The organism is Janthinobacterium kumbetense (assembly GCF_023703445.1).
GTDB lineage: Bacteria > Pseudomonadota > Gammaproteobacteria > Burkholderiales > Burkholderiaceae_D > Janthinobacterium > Janthinobacterium kumbetense.
The window spans coordinates 108,938-125,731 of record NZ_JAMQGR010000006.1 but is presented as its reverse complement, the minus strand read 5'-3'; the positions used below and the strand labels follow the sequence as shown (position 1 = coordinate 125,731).

Below are 16,794 nucleotides of genomic sequence, written 5' to 3'. Positions count from 1 at the left end.
CCGGGAGTAATCAATGACAATACACAGCGCACAGCGAAAGGCCGCCGCGTTGGCGCCGACCCTCATGGCCGCAGCCATTCTCGGCACCTTGGGTGCACCAGCCCATGGCCAGACGCAGCAGCAGGAACAGAATCTGCCCGAGGTGCGCGTCAACGCGCAGGCCGCCTCCGCCACCACCGAAGGCAGCGGCTCCTACACCAGCGGCAGCATGAACGCGGCCACGCGCCTGAACCTTTCCGTGCGCGAGACGCCGCAATCGGTCAGCGTCGTCACACGCCAGCAAATGGACGACATGAATATCCGCTCGGTCGAGGACATCGCCAATGTCACGCCGGGGCTGAGCCTGAACAAGGGCGCCACCGAGCGGGCCAGCTTTTATTCGCGCGGTTTCTCGATCAGCAATTTCACGGAAGACGGCCTGACCATGTCGGCCGACGGCGACACCCTCGGTTTCGCTACCCTGGCCATGTACGACCGCGTCGAAATCCTGCGCGGCGCGGCCGGCATGCTCAATGGCGTGGGCAACCCGTCGGGCACGATGAATTTCGTGCGCAAGCGCCCCACGGCACAGAGCGAGGTGTCGCTCACGGGCAGCATCGGCCGCTACAACGACTACCGCGGCGAAGTCGATGCGCGCGGCGCATTGAACCAGGCGGGCAGCCTGCGCGGGCGCGCCGTGGCCGCCTATCAGGATACCGACACGTTCATCTCGAACTACCGCCACAAGCGCGCCCTGCTCTACGCCACCGCCGATGCCGACCTGTCGCGCGACACGACCCTGAGCGTGGGCTTTCACGTCAACGACGAGCGCAATCCCGGCTCCACGTGGTACGGCTTGCCAACGGCGCTCGACGGCAGTTTCCTGCCGCTCGACCGCTCGGCCAGCAACGCGCCCGACTGGACCTTCTGGAACAAGAAAAACACGCGCCTGTTCGCCGAACTCGAACAGCGGCTGGGCGACGGCTGGAAGGTCAAACTGGCGGCGCAGGCGCTGCAGGACGAACTCGACTCCGTCGTCACGGGCATCGCCCGCGTGCCGAAGACGAATCTGTTCCTCCTCAGCGCGGCCAACGCCTTTGTCTACGACCGCCAGCAGCGCATAGTCGATGCGCAGGCAGCCGGTCCTTTCAGCCTGCTGGGCCGCCGCCATGAAATCGTCTTCGGTGCCAACTACCGCACGCGCGATACCGAGGACAAGGGCTACAAGTCGGTGCCCGACTACAGCTACACCTTCAACCCCGTGCGCTGGGATACGGGCGCGCCCGTGAAACCCGCGATCGGCACCTTCTATTATGGCCAGGACAGCAAGACGAAGCAGACGGGCGTCTACACGACGGCCCGCTTCAGCCTGGCCGATCCGCTGGCCCTGCTGGTGGGCGGCCGCGTCGACTGGTACGACTATCGCGCCATCAACACGTTGTCGGGCGCGCGCTCCGGCTACAAGGTGAGCCGGGAAGTCACGCCATATGCCGGCTTGGTGTACGACGTCGACGCCCACCATTCGCTGTACGGCAGCTGGACCAGCATCTTCAATCCGCAAAGCGCCGTCGACAGGAATGGCGTGCTGCTCGATCCCGTCACGGGCATCAACATGGAAGCGGGCGTGAAGGGCGAGTACTTCGGCGGCGCGCTGAACGCCTCGGCGGCCGTGTTCCGCATCGTGCAAAAGAACCTGGCGACAGCGCTGCCGCTGACGCAGTGCGGTCCCGGCCTGCTGTCTTGCTCCGAGGCGGCCGGTGAAGTGCGCAGCGACGGGTTTGAACTGAGCGTGTCCGGCGCGTTGACGCCGCGCTGGCAGGTGAGCGCGGGCTTTACCTACAACACGGCCGAATACGCCAAGGCGCAAGGCAGCAATGCCGTCGGCGCGCGCTATGCGGCCGAGCGCCCCAGCCGCCTGCTGCGCCTGTCCACCAGCTATCGCCTGTCCGATGCGTGGCGCGTCGGCGGCGCGCTACGGGCGCAGAACCAGATCTACAAGACCAACAGCGCCATCCGCCAGGGCGGCTACGCGGTGGCCGACCTGAACGCGGGCTGGCAAGTGAACCGCCAGCTCGACGTGCGCCTGAGCGTGACCAACGTCTTCGACCGCAGCTACTACCAGGCCATCAGCAGCATCGACAGCGGCAATGCATTCGGCGATCCGCGCAGCGCCGTGCTGACGGCGAAGTACACGTTTTAAGCCAGCGCCAGCCGGCCCGGCTTCAGTTCCGGCGTCGACGCCAGCGCCGGCGCCGCATGCAGCTTGAAGATGCTGACGGCGTCGGCAAGGCTGGCCGCCTGCTGCTGCAGCGCGTCTGCGGCGGCGGCGGCCTGCTCCACCAGGGCCGCGTTCTGCTGCGTCACGCCATCCATCTGGCTGATGGCGATGCTGATCTGTTCGATGCCGTCGCGCTGCTCCACGCTGGCCACGGCGATCTCGCCGATGATGGCATTGACGCGCTGCACGCTGCTCACCACGTCATCCATCGTGCGCCCCGCCTGGCCGGCCAGCACGCTGCCCTCTTCCACCGTGCGCACGGATTCACCGATCAGCTGCTTGATTTCCATGGCCGCTGCGGCCGAGCGTTGCGCCAGGTTGCGCACTTCCGTCGCCACGACGGCGAAGCCGCGTCCCTGCTCGCCCGCGCGCGCCGCTTCCACGGCCGCATTCAGGGCCAGGATATTCGTCTGAAAGGCGATGCCGTCGATGACGGCGATGATGTCGACGATGCGCTTCGACGAGGCATTGATATGGCTCATGGTCTGCACCACCTGCGCCACGGCCTCGCCGCCGCGCTGCGCCACGTCGGAAGCGCCGCCGGCCAGCTGGCGCGCCTGGTCCGCGTTGTCGTTATTCTGCCGCACGGTGGACGTCAGCTCGATCATCGAGGCGGCCGTTTCTTCCAGCGAGCTGGCTTGCTCCTCCGTGCGCGACGACAGGTCCATGTTGCCGCTGGCGATTTCAGCGGACGCCGTGGCGATGGCGTCCGTGCCGGCGCGCACGCGTCCCACGATGGCGGCCAGATTGCCGCTCATCGCTTTCAAGGCGCGCAGCAGGTCGCCGATTTCATCGCGGCTGCCGTCGGCCACCACGGCGCGCAAGTCGCCGGCCGCCACCTGCTGGGCGATGCCGACGGCCGCGCCCAGCGGCACCGTGATGCTGCGGATCAGCCACCACACGGTGATGGAGCCCACGACCAGGGTCACCAGCACAGTGGCCAGCATGGCGATGCTGGCGCTGCGGTGCGCGGCATCATCCTGCTCCTTCATCTGCGCCATCAGGGCGTGTGACTGCTTGCCGATGGCCGTGACGATGGCGTCGATCTGGCGCGTCGGTTCGCGGTCCATGCCCTTGACCAGCGCATCGACGGCCTGCGCGCTGTCGGCGCGCGCGCCGTCATACTTTTGCAGCGCCGCCAGGTAGCTCACGCCCAGCGCGTCGTGCGCCTGCAGCGCCTGCTCCACGGGTGCCGTGTCGAGTTTTAATGCGCCCATCATCGCCTGCAGGCTTTTCAATTCCTTGCGCGTCTGCGCGCCGCTGGCGACAAACGCTTCGCGGTAGCGCTGGAAGGCGGCAGCATCGCCGCCGCGCAGCAGGATGTTTTTCCATTCCTGCACCTGGATCTTGAATTCCACCTGCGCGCTGCGCGCCGCGTCGACCGCTTCCGTCAAGGCGACGGAACGCTGCATGGCGTCCGCGCTGCGCGCACTGGCCGCGTCGAGCGCGCTCCAGCCACGCGCGCCAACGAACACCAGCGCAAGAAAGAAGAAGGCGCCCAACAGACCCAGGCGGACGGAGATTTTCAGATTCGCGAGTTGCATGTGTTTCTCCCGGCGGCAAGAACAGGATGGCAACAAAGGCGCCACCAAAACTATCCAATTCTCACCAAATAGGGAAATCATGGGGCGCGCCCCGTGAAAAACCAAGCAGCGCTTTCGTTAGAGAAACACTTTCAACATAGAAACAACAAATTACAGCGCAAGGTTGACTGGATGGTCATGATTTTCCGTCACCGTCATGGTCATCCGGGCAAGCTTGCCCGTACCCGCATCAAGGCAGCATGCGGGTCAGTACATCGTCCTTGCGCACGCGGTGATGGAACACGGCGGCCAGCACATGCAAGCCCACCACGCCCCAGGCTACCCATTTGCCCAGGAAGTGGTGCACGCTATCCACCGGCGCCTCGAAGCTTTCCCAGGTCATGCCGAAAGTCGTCGCCATCGACTCGAACAGCGCCGTATCGCGAAAGCTGGGCACGGCAAACAGGCCAAAGTCGGTATGCAGGCCCGTACCCACGTAGCCGGTCAGGGGCAGCGCGATCAGCAGGCCATACAGGCCCCAGTGCGCGGCGTGCGCCAGTTTGTGCTCCAGCGCGGAGCCGGGCGGGTCCTGCGGCTGCACGTCGAGCAGCCGCCACGCCAGGCGCGGCAGCACCAGCGCGCCCACCAGCAAGCCCAGCATCCAGTGCACGTTCAATACAGCCAGCGTACCGGGCGCCTCCTCGTCCAGGAACCAGATCACATAGTAGACAACGACATACGCGCCGATAAAGGCGGCGGCGCTGGTCCAGTGAAAGAACTTGGCGAGCGCGCCAAAACGGTCGGCGTTATTTTTCCATTGCATGGGACGGTTCCTGGGAAGTGAAAGCGGATGCGGGGTCGGCCAACAAGCCGGTGAGCAGCTTGTCGAGGGCCGCCAGCGACATGGCCAGCCGCGCGGGCGGGTCGCCATCGGCTTCGGCGATCCAGAAGGCCGCTTCGGTCACGGCGCCATACAGCATGCGGGACGTCACGCCAGTATGCGCAGGCAGCGCCACGCCTTCATCGATCAGCCCCTGCAGCGCCGCCTGCAACGCGGCGATGCCGACGCTCTGGTGCGCCTGCGGCACGTCGCCGAACATGGCGCGCGCATCCTGCAGGATGATGCGGCGCAGTTCGGGCACCAGCGCCAGTTCCAGGTAGCCCTGGCAGCGGCGGCGAAACGCTTGCCACGAAGAGGGGGCGGCGTCCGCCATGGCTTGCAGGCGCTCGCCAACTTCGCCCTCGAGCTGATCGATCACGGCAAGCAGCAGTTTTTCCTTGCTGCCGAAATGGTGGTACAACGCGCCGCGGGTCAGGCCGGCGGCAGCCGTGAAATCATCCATCGAGGTATTCGCATAACCCTGTTCGGCGAACGCATGGCGCGCCGCCGCCAGCAGCCGGGCGCGGGTTTCCTCGATCATGCTGCTGCGGCTGCGGCGCGGGGGTGATACGGTGGAGACGGGCATGGACAGTCCTTTCACATACGTAGCGTATGTGAAAGCATGTTATTGACATACGTTGCGTATGTCAATGCAAAAATACCTGCCGGCGTCAGTGCGCAGCCGCTCCCGCGAACTCCGCGCGCAGCAGCGGATACAGGCGCCGGTAGCGCGCCAGGCGGTCGTCCAGCACGGCGGACGCTTGCGGCGCCACCGTTTCCTGCACGGGCGGACGCGTGCACACCTGCGCGGGCGGCAAGCCCGTCACCGCCATCTGCGCCAGTCGCGCCGCGCCCATGGTGCCGCCGGCCACGCCATGGTCGTGGCGCAGCACGTCCAGGCCGGACGCATTCGCGCATAGCTGCGCCCAGAAGCGGCTGCGCGAACCGCCGCCCACGAATGACGCTTCCTGCAGCTGCGTACCGGCGCTGCGCAGGGCCGCATTGCCGTCGGCCATGGCAAAGGCCACGCCTTCCATCGCGCTGTAGGCCAGCTCGGCGCGCCCGTGTTCCGTCGACAGGCCGAAAAACACGCCACGTGCGGAGGCGTCATTGTGCGGCGTGCGTTCGCCGCTCAAATACGGCAGGAAGATGGGCGCCGTGCGCGCCTCGACGTTTTCCGCCAGCCTTGCCAGCTCGCCGATGTCGCCCGACTGCGTCAGCCGCGCCACCCAACTGAGGCTGGAGGCGGCGCTGAGGATCACGCTCATCTGGTGCCAACGCTCGGGCAGGCAATGGCAGAACGCATGCACGCCCTGGCCCGGATTCGGCGCAAAACCATCGCTGCCCGCGAACAGCACGCCCGAGGTACCCAGCGACAGCAGGCCGGCGCCCGGCTCCACCACGCCCAGGCCCACGGCGGCGGCCGCGTTGTCGCCCGCGCCGCCGGCCAGCAGCACCGGATGCGCGATGCCCCACTCCTGGCACAGGGATGGGCGCACCTGCGCGGCGGCGGCGCTGCCTTCGACGAGGCGCGGCATATGCTCGCGCGTCAAGCCAGTAGCGGCCAGCATGCGCTCGGACCAGTCGCGCCTGGCCACGTCCAGCCACAGGGTGCCGGAAGCGTCGGACATGTCGGACACATACTCGCCCGTCAGGCGCAGGGCCACGTAATCCTTCGGCAGCAAGACCTTGGCCGTGGCGCGGAACAGCGACGGTTCGTACTTTTGCAGCCACAGCAGCTTGGGCGCCGTAAAACCCGGCATGGCCTGGTTGCCCGTGATGGCGCGCGACTCGGGCACCAATGCTTCCAGTTCCACGCATTCGGCAAACGCGCGCGTATCGTTCCACAAGATGGCCGCGCGCAGCACGTGCTGCTGCTTGTCGAGCAGGGTGGCGCCATGCATCTGGCCCGACAGGGCGATGCCGCGCAGGCCGGAAAACGCCACCGGCTGCGCAGTGCGGATGGCGGCGATGACGTCCAGGGTGGCATGCCACCAATCCTCGGGATTCTGTTCCGACCAGCCGGGATGGGGACTGGAGACGCGCAGGGTCACGCCGGCGCTGGCAAGGATGGACTGGGCGTCATCGGTGAGGATGGCCTTGACTTCGGAAGTGCCGATATCGATACCGAGATAAGTCATTTGATTCCAAAAGAAAGTTAAGAATGGCCGTCGCCGGACGGCTCGGGCATGTTCATCAGCAGGCAGGAGCGGAATTTCGACGGCGACATCTGCTTGTGGGCCAAAAACTGGCGGTTGAAATTGGAGAGGTTGTTGAATCCCGTGCGATAGCAGATATCGGTGACCTTCATGTCCGTGTTCATCAGCAGCTCGCAGGCCAGCGCGATGCGCTCCTGGTTCACGTATTGAATGAACGAGGTGCCCGTATGCTTGCGGAAGAAACGCGTGAATTTCAGGGTGTTCATTTCCGCCACGTCGGCCACGTCCTGCTCGCAGAAATCGAGCGTGATGTTCTGCTTGATGTAGGCCAGCACCAGGTTGATGGTCGAGGACATGTAGCGCCCCGCCTGCGCCAGGTAGGTGACGCTGGCCAGCGGGCGCCGCTCGCGGCAGTCGCACAGCTCGCCGAACAGGCGCGTAAACAGTTCGACGCGGCGCAAGCCCTGCGCCGTCGTCAATTCCTTCATCAGCGGCACCAGGCGCAGGCCCAGCGCATCGGGAAACTGCAAGCCCCTGCCCGCCTCGGCCAGCAGGGCTTTCAGGGGCGCCATCTCCGGAAACAGCAGCGCGCAACGTTCGATGAAGTCGCTGGAAAACTGCAGCACCAGGTCGCGCTCGGGCAGGACCACGCCTTCCGGCAGTTCGCTGACCCAGTTATGCGGCAGGTTCGGCCCTGTCAGGATCAGATTGCCCGCCCCGTAACTGCCGATATGGTCGCCGATAAAAAATTTGCCGCTCGATGTGATGATGAAGTGCAGCTCGTACTCGGGATGAAAATGCCATTTCGCCACGGTATGCGGAAAACCGTGCGCCCACGCGCGAAACGATTCGTGGATCGGTTTATGGATCAGTTCCAGGTCAGGCGTCACGGCAGTTCCCTTGCACGGTCTTGGTCACCCTATTCTAACCACTTACTGACCACCGGGCGCCACGGCCAGCCCGCTGTCGGCGTCGAACAGATGCATGTGCTCTTCGTCGAAGGCCAGCGCCAGGGTCTGCCCTACCTGCGCCGCGCTGTTGGCCGCATTCGCCGGCAGCAGGGCCGACAAGGTCAGGGCGCCGCACTGAAAGCTGATCAGCGCTTCGGCGCCCAGCAGCTCGACCAGGTCGATGGCGCACGCCAGGCCATGGCTGCCGGCGTGTTCCTGCGGCAGCGCCGCGCGCAAGTGGTTCGGCCGCAGGCCGAAGACCACGCGCATGCCGGCCGGCAGCGCCGCGAAGCGGGGCAATATCAATGGCCAGCGGTAGCCGGCGCATACGAGCACCGTTTGCCCGTTTTCTTTTTCGATGACGCCGTCGATGAAATTCATGGCCGGCGTGCCGATGAAGCCAGCCGCGAACAGGGTGCGCGGATGGTTGTACAGTTCCGCCGGCGTGCCGATCTGCTCGATATGCCCGCCCTTCATCAACACCACCCGGTCGGCCAGGGTCATCGCCTCGAGCTGGTCGTGCGTGACGTACAACGTGGTGGTGCGCAAGCGACGGTGCAAGCGCTTGATGTCGGCGCGCAGCTGCGCGCGCAGCTTGGCGTCCAGGTTCGACAGCGGCTCATCGAACAGGAACACCTGCGGCGTCTTGATCATGGCGCGCGCAATCGCCGTGCGCTGCTGCTGGCCGCCCGACATGGCGCGAGGCTTGCGCTCGAGCAGGCTGTCCAGGCTGAGAATGGCCGCCACCTCGCGCACGCGGCGCTCGATCTCGTCGTTCGGCACCTTCAGGCGGCGCAGGCCGAAGGCGATATTGTCGTACACCGTCATGTGCGGATACAGCGCGTAATTCTGGAACACCATCGCCACGTTGCGCGCGCGGGGCGGCAAGTCGTTGACGACGGCGCCGCCGATCAGCAGCTCGCCGCCGCTGATGTCTTCCAGGCCCGCGATCATGCGCAGCAAGGTCGACTTGCCGCAGCCCGATGGCCCCAGCAGGACGATGAATTCGCCGTCCTCGATTTCCAGGTCGAACGGCTGCAGCACGGCCGTCTTCTCGTCATACGTCTTGTGCAGCTGCCTGCAGGCGATATTTGCCATGGTTAGTCTCCTGCCAGTTCAATCTGGATCTTGACGTCGCGCGGATGGCCCTTGGCCGCTTCCTCGAACGCCTGCACGCCGTCGGCAAAGCCGAAGGTACGCGAAATGAAGGGCTTCACGTCGATCTTGCCGGAGGCCAGCAAGGCGATGGCGCGCGGGAAGATGTTCGCGTAGCGGAACACCGACTCGATGCGCACTTCCTTGGCCTGGATGGCGACGACATCCAAAGGTACCTTATCCGGCGGCATGCCGACCAGCACCAGGCAGCCGTTCGGGCAGAGCAGATCGATGATATTGTCGTAGGCGCGCATGCTGCCGCTGGCCTCGAAGACGATGTCGGCGCCCCATCCATCGGTAGCCTCGCGCACCGTGTCGGCCAGGCTGGCCTGGCGCACATCGACCGTGGTCACGGCGGGGTTATCGGCGAACAGGGCCAGCTTTTCCGGCACCAGGTCGGCCAGGATCACGCGCGAGCAGCCGCCCGCCAGCGCGGCCAGGGTGTTCATGGCGCCGATGGTGCCCGCGCCGATCACCACCGCCACGTCACCCGGCTTGATGGCCGCCTTTTTCGCCGCCTGCAAGCCGATGGCCAGCGGTTCGACGATGGCGCCTTCGCCGAAGCTGACGCTGTCGGGCAGCTTGAAGGTGAACGAGGCCGGATGCACGACATACGGCGTGAGGCAGCCGTGGATGGGCGGCGTGGCCCAGAAGCGCACGGCGGGATCGAGGTTGTACAGGCCGCGCATGGTGGCCGGCGAATCGAACTGCGGCACGCCCGGCTCCATGCAGACCCGGTCGCCCACCTTCAGGTGCGTCACTTCATCGCCCACTTCCGCCACCACGCCGGAGGCCTCGTGGCCGAGCACCATCGGCGCTTCGACGGCGAAAGGGCCGATCCTGCCGTGCTTGAAGTAATGCACGTCGCTGCCGCAGATGCCCACGGTATGAATCCTGATCTTCACGTCGCGCGGGCCGACGGCGAGCGGTACGTCGATGTCGCGCAAGGTGATTGAATGCGCCTGTTCCAGTACGAGTGCTTGCATGATTGTCTTCCTTGTTTATCGTTATTTATGTTTGAGCATGGAGTTGAGCAACCGGCCCAGGATGCCGACGAACAGCAGCGGCGGCAGCGCCAGCAGCACGGTGGAAGCGTTCACCACGCCCCACGGCACTTCCTGCCCCATCGAGGTAAACGCCGACGCCACCACGGGCAGGGTCATGCTTTTCGACGAGGTGAGCGCCAGCGCGATCATCAGTTCATTCCAGACCAGCACGAAGCTGAAGACGATGCCGCCCATCAGGGTCTTCGAGGCCACCGGCAGGGCCACGTGCCAGAACACCTGGTACGGGCCATAGCCATCGAGCGCCGCCGCTTCCTCGATCTCTTTCGGGATGCGCGCAAAGGCGGGAATCGACAGCCAGATGATGGTCGACAGGGTCACCAGCAGATACGTCACCACCATCGACAGGCGCGAGTCGTACAAGCCCAGGTCGATCCAGATCGAAATCAGCGGAATGGCGACGGCCACGGGCGGCAAGAAGCGCAAGGACAGCAGGAAGAACTGGATATCCTTCTTGGCGGGAACCGGATAGCGGGCGATCGCATACGCGGCCGGCACGCCCAGCACGGCGCCCAGGAGCACGGCCACGCCGACGATGGCCACGCTGTTGCCCAGTCCCGTCAGCACTTCCGGACTGGCCAGCACCTGCTTGTAGTTGGCCAGGGTCGGGCTGAAGAAAAAGCGCGGCACGGGCGTGACGATGTCCATCAGCTCCTTGAAGGAATTGAGCACGGCCCACAGGATGGGAAACAGCGCCACCAGGACGATCACCGTGGTGATGGCAGTGGTGGTGACGGCGCCAAGGCCGCGCGTAACAGTCAGTTTTCCCATTTGGCGACCCGCTTCCAGAGTAAGGTGAAGATGACAGTCGTCGCCAGCATCATCAGCACGGCCATGCTGGACGCGTACGACACCTTGCCCATCAGGCCGATGCCTTGCGCGTACGCGTACATGTCCAGCGTTTCGGTGGAGATGCCGGGGCCGCCCTTGGTCATCACGTAAATCAGGTCGAACGAGCGCAGCGACTCGACCATCTTGATGAACACCAGGCTCATGATGGGTACCTTCAGCATCGGCAGCGCAATGTACGCATACACCTGCAGCGTGCTGGCGTAGTCGAGGCGCGCCGCTTCCAGCGGTTCGGCGGGCAGGGTTTCCAGCAGCTTCAGGATCACGGCGCCGAAGAACAGGCCCCACTGCCAGATGTCGACCAGCGCCACCGCATACAGGGCCGTGGCGGGATCGGACAGCAAGGCCGTGCCGCCCAGGCCCACGCATTCAAGCATCCAGTTCAAAATACCCATCAGCGGCGAGTACATGAACTTCCAGATAAAGGCGGCCGACACGCGCGGCAGCAGCACCGGCACGATCAGGAGCAGCGCGATGATGTCGCGGGTGCGGCCCTTGACCCTTTCGAACAGGAACACGGCCAGCAGCACGCCGACGATCAGCGAGCCGGCCACGGTCACCACTTCCCAGATGGCCGACACCTGCACGGCATTGATGAAGCGGCGGTCGCCGAACAGGCGGAGAAAATTGGCAAAGCCGACGTAGTCGCTGTCGCTGTAGCGCAGCACGCGGTTTTGCAGGGCCAGGTTGATGGCGGCGATGGTGGGCACCAGGCCCAGTATCAGCAGGACCAGCAGCGGCAGCGTGAGGAACACGGCCGGCAGCCAGGTATGGCGTTTTTTACGGATAGAGTGCGGCATGGTGATGGCTTTCAAACGAGAACGGACAAGCGCTGGCGTTACCCCAAAAGCAAGAGCTGGGGTCAGACCCGTCGGGTCTGACCCCTGGTTTTAGCTGGTGGAGTCGTTGGCGATAAGGGCTTATTTACGCCTGTTGGCCCGCTGCATCACTTCCGTCGCATACTCATTCGCCTCATCGAGCGCGCTCTGCACGTCGCCGCGCGTGCCCGTAAACACCTCTTCCAGCACCACGCCCAGGTTGTCGCCGATGTCCGGCCACTCGGGGCTAGGCCAGATGGTGACGCGCGAGACGGGCGTGGTGTCCGTCAGGCCCGCCTGGATCTGCGGCTTGACGTGCTTGCGGAAATAGTCGCTGTTGATGGTGCTGGTGCGGTTGTAGTCGCTGAAGACGTTGTCCTTCAGGCGCGCCTGTTCCTGCTCCTTGCCCGTGGCGAAAGCGATGAACTTGCCGGCCGCCTGGCGCGTGCATTCATCTTTGGCGCCCGTGGCGGAAATGGCCAGACCATGGCCGTACGCGGCCGACGCCAGGGGCGCGGGCGGGCGCACGTAGCCGACCTTGTCGACCACCGACGATTTTTTCGGGTCTTCCATCCAGTCGGCGAAGGGCGTCGACTCGATCATGAAGGCCACCTTGCCCGACCTGAACGCTTCGAGCGCATTGCTCCAGTCGTAGGTGGCGCCGCCCGGCGGCGAATACTTGAACAGGTCGCGGTACAGGGTGGTCGCTTTCACGGCCTGCGGCGAATTGAAGGTCGGCACGCCATCCTTTTCCCACTTGCCGCCGGCGGCCAGCATGAACGGCGACCAGCGCCAGACATTCATGCCAGAGCCGCGCTGGCCCCGCGCCGCCCAGCCGTAGACATTTGGCGGGCTGTTCATTTTCTTGACGGCGGCGACCAGCTCGTCGAGCGTCTTCGGCACGGCAATGCCGGCCTTTTCCAGCAGGTCGCGGCGGTAGAACAGGAAGTCGCTGCCGCCGATCAGGGGCGCGAAATACGCCACGCCCTTGTACGAGGCGACGGCGCGGCGGCCCGGCAGGAAGTCGTCGTAGTCGGCTTCCTTGGGCAAGTATTTGAGCAGGGGGACGACCCAGCCGGCCGTGGCAAATTCGGCCACGTTGGCTTCGTCGATGTAGTAGATCTGGTAGGAGCCGGCCTTGGTGGAAGCATCGAGCCTGGCCTTGGAGCGGCGGTCGTTTTCGCCGAAATAGCTGATTTGTACCTTGGTGCCGCTTTTCTTTTCATACTCGGCGAGGGTCTTTTCCATCACCGTCAGGCCCAGGCTTTTTTGCGCCAGCACCTTGATCACGGGCACCGAGCAGCTTTGCGCCGAGGCGTCTGCAAACCCGGCGGACATGAGGGCGCCCCATGCAACAGCAGTCATGATTTTCATAACACGTCTCCATTTTTATAGTCCGGCGGTTTTCCACCGGTGAAACCACTATAAAAACAAAGACGGCGCACCACCACTACAAAAGGCGCGGCTTTCTAAATACTTTTTTTCACTTCACCGATACGGATTTTCCGTCTCAGTCCTGGCGAAAATCCTTGCGGTAGATATTCGTCTCCCTGCCCTCCGGCGGCAGGCGCGAGAAACGCTCGAAGCGCAGCCCAAGTTTGTTGAGCAGATTGATCGACGCCTGGTTCTGCTGCGAGGTGATGCCGTACAGGGTGCGCAGGCGCAGTACCTGCTGCGCGTGCCGCACGATGGCGGCCGCCGCCTCGTAAGCATAGCCCTGGCCCCAGTAGACGGGGCGTACGGCATAGCCGATATCGGGGCCGGGCAGGCTGTCGCGGCGCACCAGACCGGCCATGCCGACCGGTGCGCCGTCGCTGCGGCGTTCGACGATGTACAGGGAATAGCCATGCTCGCGGAACTGCCCCATCGGTCCCGTTTCCAGTGCCGCGCGGGCCGCCTCCACGGTGTGGATATTGCGCTGGCCGATGTTGGCGATCCACGACGGGTCGTTGACCAGTTCCATGTAGAACGCCGCATCGTCGGGCGTGACCGTGCGCAGGCGCAGACGGGGCGTCTCGCAGATGGTGATGGCGCCGCTCATGCCGGCCACTGCATCGGGTCGGTCAGCAGCTGGTACATCACGTAGGCGTCGACATAACCGAGCTGCGCATGGCGGTAGGCCAGCGGCAGGGTGGCGACGACCGTGAAGCCCAGCTTTTTCCACAGGGTGACGGCGGCCAGGTTGGTGCTGACGACGAAGTTGAACTGCATCGCCAGGTAGCCCGCGCGGCGCGCCTGCTCCATGCAGTGCACGCCCAGCAGGCGGCCCACGCCCACGCCCTGCGCGGCCGGGTCGACCATGAACGAGGCATTGGCCACGTGCGATCCATGGCCCGGCTGGTTCGCCACCAGCTTGTACATGCCCAGCAGGCGCTCCGTGCCCATCACGGCGACAAAGCTTTGCACGCCGGGGCCGAACCAGTAGGCGTGGCACGCTTCGCGCGTGGTATCGGCGGGGAAGGTATAGGTGTCGCCGGCGGCCACCAGCGTCTGGAAGATCGGCCACATGGCGTCAAAATCGGCTTCGGTGGCCGGGCGGATGTCAATTTCTTTCAAGGCAGTGCTCCCGATAACAAGTGATGGCTGATTGTATCAGCGCCCCAGGCGGAAATTCACGCTATCGGGCCGCCCCGGCAGGTGCAGGCGCGATTGCGCGCGGGGCGATTCGCTGACGACTTTCCCCCGGCGCAGCACCAGGCGCCGCGCCGCGCGCAGGCGCAGCGCTTCCACCGTCGAACTGCAATCGAGGATCAGCAAGTCCGCATGGCAGCCGGGCGCGATGCCGTAGCCCTCGAGACCGAGGATGCGCGCCGGCGTCTCCGTCACGGCCAGGAAGCAGTCGTGCATCGCTTGCTGGCCCGTCATCTGCGCCACGTGCAGTCCCATGTGCGCCACTTCCAGCATGTCGCCCGAACCGAGGCTGTACCACGGATCCATCACGCAGTCGTGGCCAAAGGCGACGGGAATGCCGGCGGCCAGCATCTCGGGCACGCGCGTCATGCCGCGCCGCTTCGGATACGTATCGTGGCGCGCCTGCAAGGTAATGTTGATGAGGGGGTTGGCGATGGCCGCCACGCCCGCCTCGCGGATCAGCGGCAGCAGTTTACTCACATAGTAATTGTCCATCGAATGCATGGACGTCAGGTGCGACCCCGTCACCCTGCCCTGCATGCCAAGGCGCTGGCTGTGGAAGGCCAGGGTTTCGATGTGGCGCGACAGCGGGTCGTCCGATTCGTCGCAATGCATGTCCACCATCAGGCCCCGTTCGCAGGCAAATTCGCACAGCAGGCGCACGGATTCCGCGCCGTCGGCCATGGTGCGCTCGAAATGCGGGATGCCGCCCACCACGTCGACGCCCATGGCGATGGCGCGCTTCAGATTGTCGAAGGCGCCGGGGCTGCGCAGGATGCCATCCTGCGGGAAGGCCACCAGCTGCAAATCCAGATACGGCGCCACCTGGCGTTTCACGTCGAGCAGCGCTTCGACGGCCAGCAGGCGCGGGTCGCAGATGTCCACGTGCGAGCGGATGGCCAGCAAGCCGCGCGCCACGGCCCAGTCGCAATACTGCAAGGCGCGATCCACCAGCGCCTGCTGCGTCAATTGCGGCTTCAATTCGCCCCACAGGGCGATGCCTTCGAGCAAAGTACCGGAGGCGTTCACGCGCGGCAGGCCATAGCTGAGCGTGGCATCCATGTGGAAGTGGGCGTCGACAAACGGTGGCGTGACCAGGTCGCCGGCGGCGTCGATCTCTTGCGCGCCCGTCACGGGCAAGGCGGGGCCGACGGCGGCGATGCGGCCACCCTCGATGGCGATATCGATGGCGCGGCGCCCGTCGGGCAGGCTGGCATTGCGGATGACTAGGTCCATGCGGACACTCCTTCGGTTGACTACGGTACCTGGTGCTTCCAGTGCATTGTCATCTTATTTCCTCAAGGATGCTGCAGTGCACGAATATACTCACTGGCAAAAGCGTAGCCATAGATTCCATGACAACGCTTTGCGCACGCGCAAACTTTCTGCAAATGCTGCCAGGCGCATGAATACAGCCAGCCCGTGGCAAACATGCGGCGCACGCCCTTGAGAAAATAGCTTTCAACTAACTCGAATCACCGCTAGAATATTCATATTGCGTTGCATCATAAAAAGTCCATGATCAGCTTTTAGCGCGCTACCCACTTTACAAAACGCGGCCAACTCTGGTTTTCGGGATTTTGCAGAGCGTTTTGCCAGCATTTTAATCCGTACAAAGGAGTAAATATGTTTCCGCTTCCTGAACAATTTTCCAGCGCCGCCAAGTCGCAACTGGAAAACCAGCTGCAAATCTTCAGCACCCTCACCAGCAAAGTCTTTGAAAGCGCCGAGAAAATCATCGCCCTGAACTTGAACGCAGGCAAGGCCGCCCTGTCGCACACGGCGGAAACGGCGCAGCACCTGCTGGAAACGCAGGATCCGCGCGACTTCTTCAGCTACAGCACCAGCCAGGCCCAGCCGAACATCGAAAGCGTGCTGGCCTACAGCCGCCAGCTGTTCGGCATCGCCTCGAGCACCCAGGCTGAATTGCTGGCCTCGGCCAAGGCCCGCCTCGATGCGGTCGCCCCTGCCATCGCTCCCGCGCCTGCAGCAGCCAAGCCCGCGCTGGCCGCCGTACCTGCGCCTGCAGCGGCACCTGCCCCCGTTGCCGCCAAGCCTGCAGACGTGGTCAAGCCTGCCGCCAAGGCAGCGCCAGCCCCCGCACCAGTCGCCGCGCCGGCAGCCAAACCGGAAGCGGCGCCTGCCAAGGTTGCCGAGAAGATTGCCGACAAGCCTGCCGTGAAAGCGGTCGAAGCCAAGCCGGCAGCCAAGCCTGAAGCGGTCAAGCCCGCACCGGCGCCCGTCGCCGCGCCAGCGAAAGCCGCCGCGCCAGCACCGGCCAAGCCGGCCGCGAAACCATTTCCTACGAGCAACCCGGCCACCAAGCCGGCCAGCGCCGCCGGCAAGACCGTGGCCAAGGCCGCCGTGAAGCACGCCCCTGCGCCAGCCGCCAAGCCGGCAGCCAAGGTTGCGCCCAAGGGCACGCCATCGAAACAGCTCGACATGCTGGGTGGCAAAGGCAGCGGTCGCAAGTAAGCCTCGCGCACGGCACTGATGCAGCAAAACAAC

General features: G+C 64.8%; 14 protein-coding genes and 1 pseudogene. 2 read left to right on the top strand and 13 right to left on the bottom strand.

Features of this window, described 5'->3' with window-relative positions:
• Positions 1-13: 13 nt before the first annotated feature.
• On the top strand, positions 14-2,179 hold the full coding sequence (locus tag NCG91_RS17625; RefSeq protein ID WP_251350625.1) for a TonB-dependent siderophore receptor: 2,166 nt from the start codon (positions 14-16) through the stop codon (positions 2,177-2,179).
• Here NCG91_RS17625 and NCG91_RS17620 read toward each other — a convergent pair.
• The 13 genes and pseudogenes from NCG91_RS17620 to NCG91_RS17560 form a co-directional block, all read right to left on the bottom strand.
• Complete coding sequence (locus NCG91_RS17620) at positions 2,176-3,801, bottom strand: methyl-accepting chemotaxis protein (protein ID WP_251350624.1); 1,626 nt, start codon at positions 3,799-3,801, stop codon at positions 2,176-2,178. The two genes, NCG91_RS17625 and NCG91_RS17620, sit on opposite strands and share 4 nt — an antisense overlap.
• A 229-nt stretch (positions 3,802-4,030) precedes the next feature.
• A complete protein-coding gene (locus tag NCG91_RS17615) occupies positions 4,031-4,603 on the bottom strand; it encodes a cytochrome b (RefSeq protein WP_099666748.1) in 573 nt (190 codons plus the stop codon).
• On the bottom strand, positions 4,587-5,246 hold the full coding sequence (locus NCG91_RS17610; RefSeq protein WP_251350622.1) for a TetR/AcrR family transcriptional regulator: 660 nt from the start codon (positions 5,244-5,246) through the stop codon (positions 4,587-4,589). The genes NCG91_RS17615 and NCG91_RS17610 overlap by 17 nt, the downstream gene beginning before the upstream one ends.
• 85 nt (positions 5,247-5,331) lie before the next feature.
• Positions 5,332-6,801, bottom strand: a complete 1,470-nt coding sequence (gene xylB, locus NCG91_RS17605; RefSeq protein ID WP_251350621.1) for a xylulokinase — start codon at positions 6,799-6,801, stop codon at positions 5,332-5,334.
• Between the two features lie 17 nt (positions 6,802-6,818).
• Entirely contained in the window at positions 6,819-7,709 is an 891-nt protein-coding gene (locus NCG91_RS17600; protein ID WP_152250393.1) for an AraC family transcriptional regulator, read from the bottom strand.
• A gap of 69 nt (positions 7,710-7,778) precedes the next feature.
• Positions 7,779-8,867, bottom strand: a pseudogene (locus NCG91_RS17595) (ABC transporter ATP-binding protein); the annotation flags it as partial.
• 2 nt (positions 8,868-8,869) lie between these two features.
• A complete protein-coding gene (locus NCG91_RS17590; protein WP_251350618.1) occupies positions 8,870-9,910 on the bottom strand; it encodes an NAD(P)-dependent alcohol dehydrogenase in 1,041 nt (346 codons plus the stop codon).
• Positions 9,911-9,931: 21 nt separating this feature from the next.
• Positions 9,932-10,759 (bottom strand): carbohydrate ABC transporter permease, encoded by an 828-nt coding sequence (locus NCG91_RS17585; protein WP_099666743.1) that lies wholly within the window; start codon positions 10,757-10,759, stop codon positions 9,932-9,934.
• Positions 10,747-11,637, bottom strand: coding sequence for a carbohydrate ABC transporter permease (locus tag NCG91_RS17580; RefSeq protein ID WP_251350616.1), 891 nt, complete (start codon positions 11,635-11,637; stop codon positions 10,747-10,749). The genes NCG91_RS17585 and NCG91_RS17580 overlap by 13 nt, the downstream gene beginning before the upstream one ends.
• Positions 11,638-11,757: 120 nt before the next feature.
• The gene (locus NCG91_RS17575; RefSeq protein WP_435526496.1) at positions 11,758-13,029 is read right to left on the bottom strand and encodes an ABC transporter substrate-binding protein; all 1,272 of its coding nucleotides are present in this window, start codon (positions 13,027-13,029) and stop codon (positions 11,758-11,760) included.
• Between the two features lie 136 nt (positions 13,030-13,165).
• Positions 13,166-13,696, bottom strand: coding sequence for a GNAT family N-acetyltransferase (locus tag NCG91_RS17570; RefSeq protein WP_251350615.1), 531 nt, complete (start codon positions 13,694-13,696; stop codon positions 13,166-13,168).
• Positions 13,693-14,211, bottom strand: coding sequence for a GNAT family N-acetyltransferase (locus NCG91_RS17565; RefSeq protein ID WP_251350613.1), 519 nt, complete (start codon positions 14,209-14,211; stop codon positions 13,693-13,695). Before NCG91_RS17565 ends, NCG91_RS17570 begins: the two co-directional genes overlap by 4 nt.
• A 36-nt stretch (positions 14,212-14,247) precedes the next feature.
• Complete coding sequence (locus NCG91_RS17560) at positions 14,248-15,522, bottom strand: amidohydrolase family protein (protein WP_099666739.1); 1,275 nt, start codon at positions 15,520-15,522, stop codon at positions 14,248-14,250.
• A gap of 390 nt (positions 15,523-15,912) precedes the next feature.
• Between NCG91_RS17560 and NCG91_RS17555 the strand changes: the two genes are divergently transcribed.
• Entirely contained in the window at positions 15,913-16,761 is an 849-nt protein-coding gene (locus tag NCG91_RS17555; protein WP_251350612.1) for a phasin family protein, read from the top strand.
• The last annotated feature ends 33 nt before the right edge of the window (positions 16,762-16,794 follow it).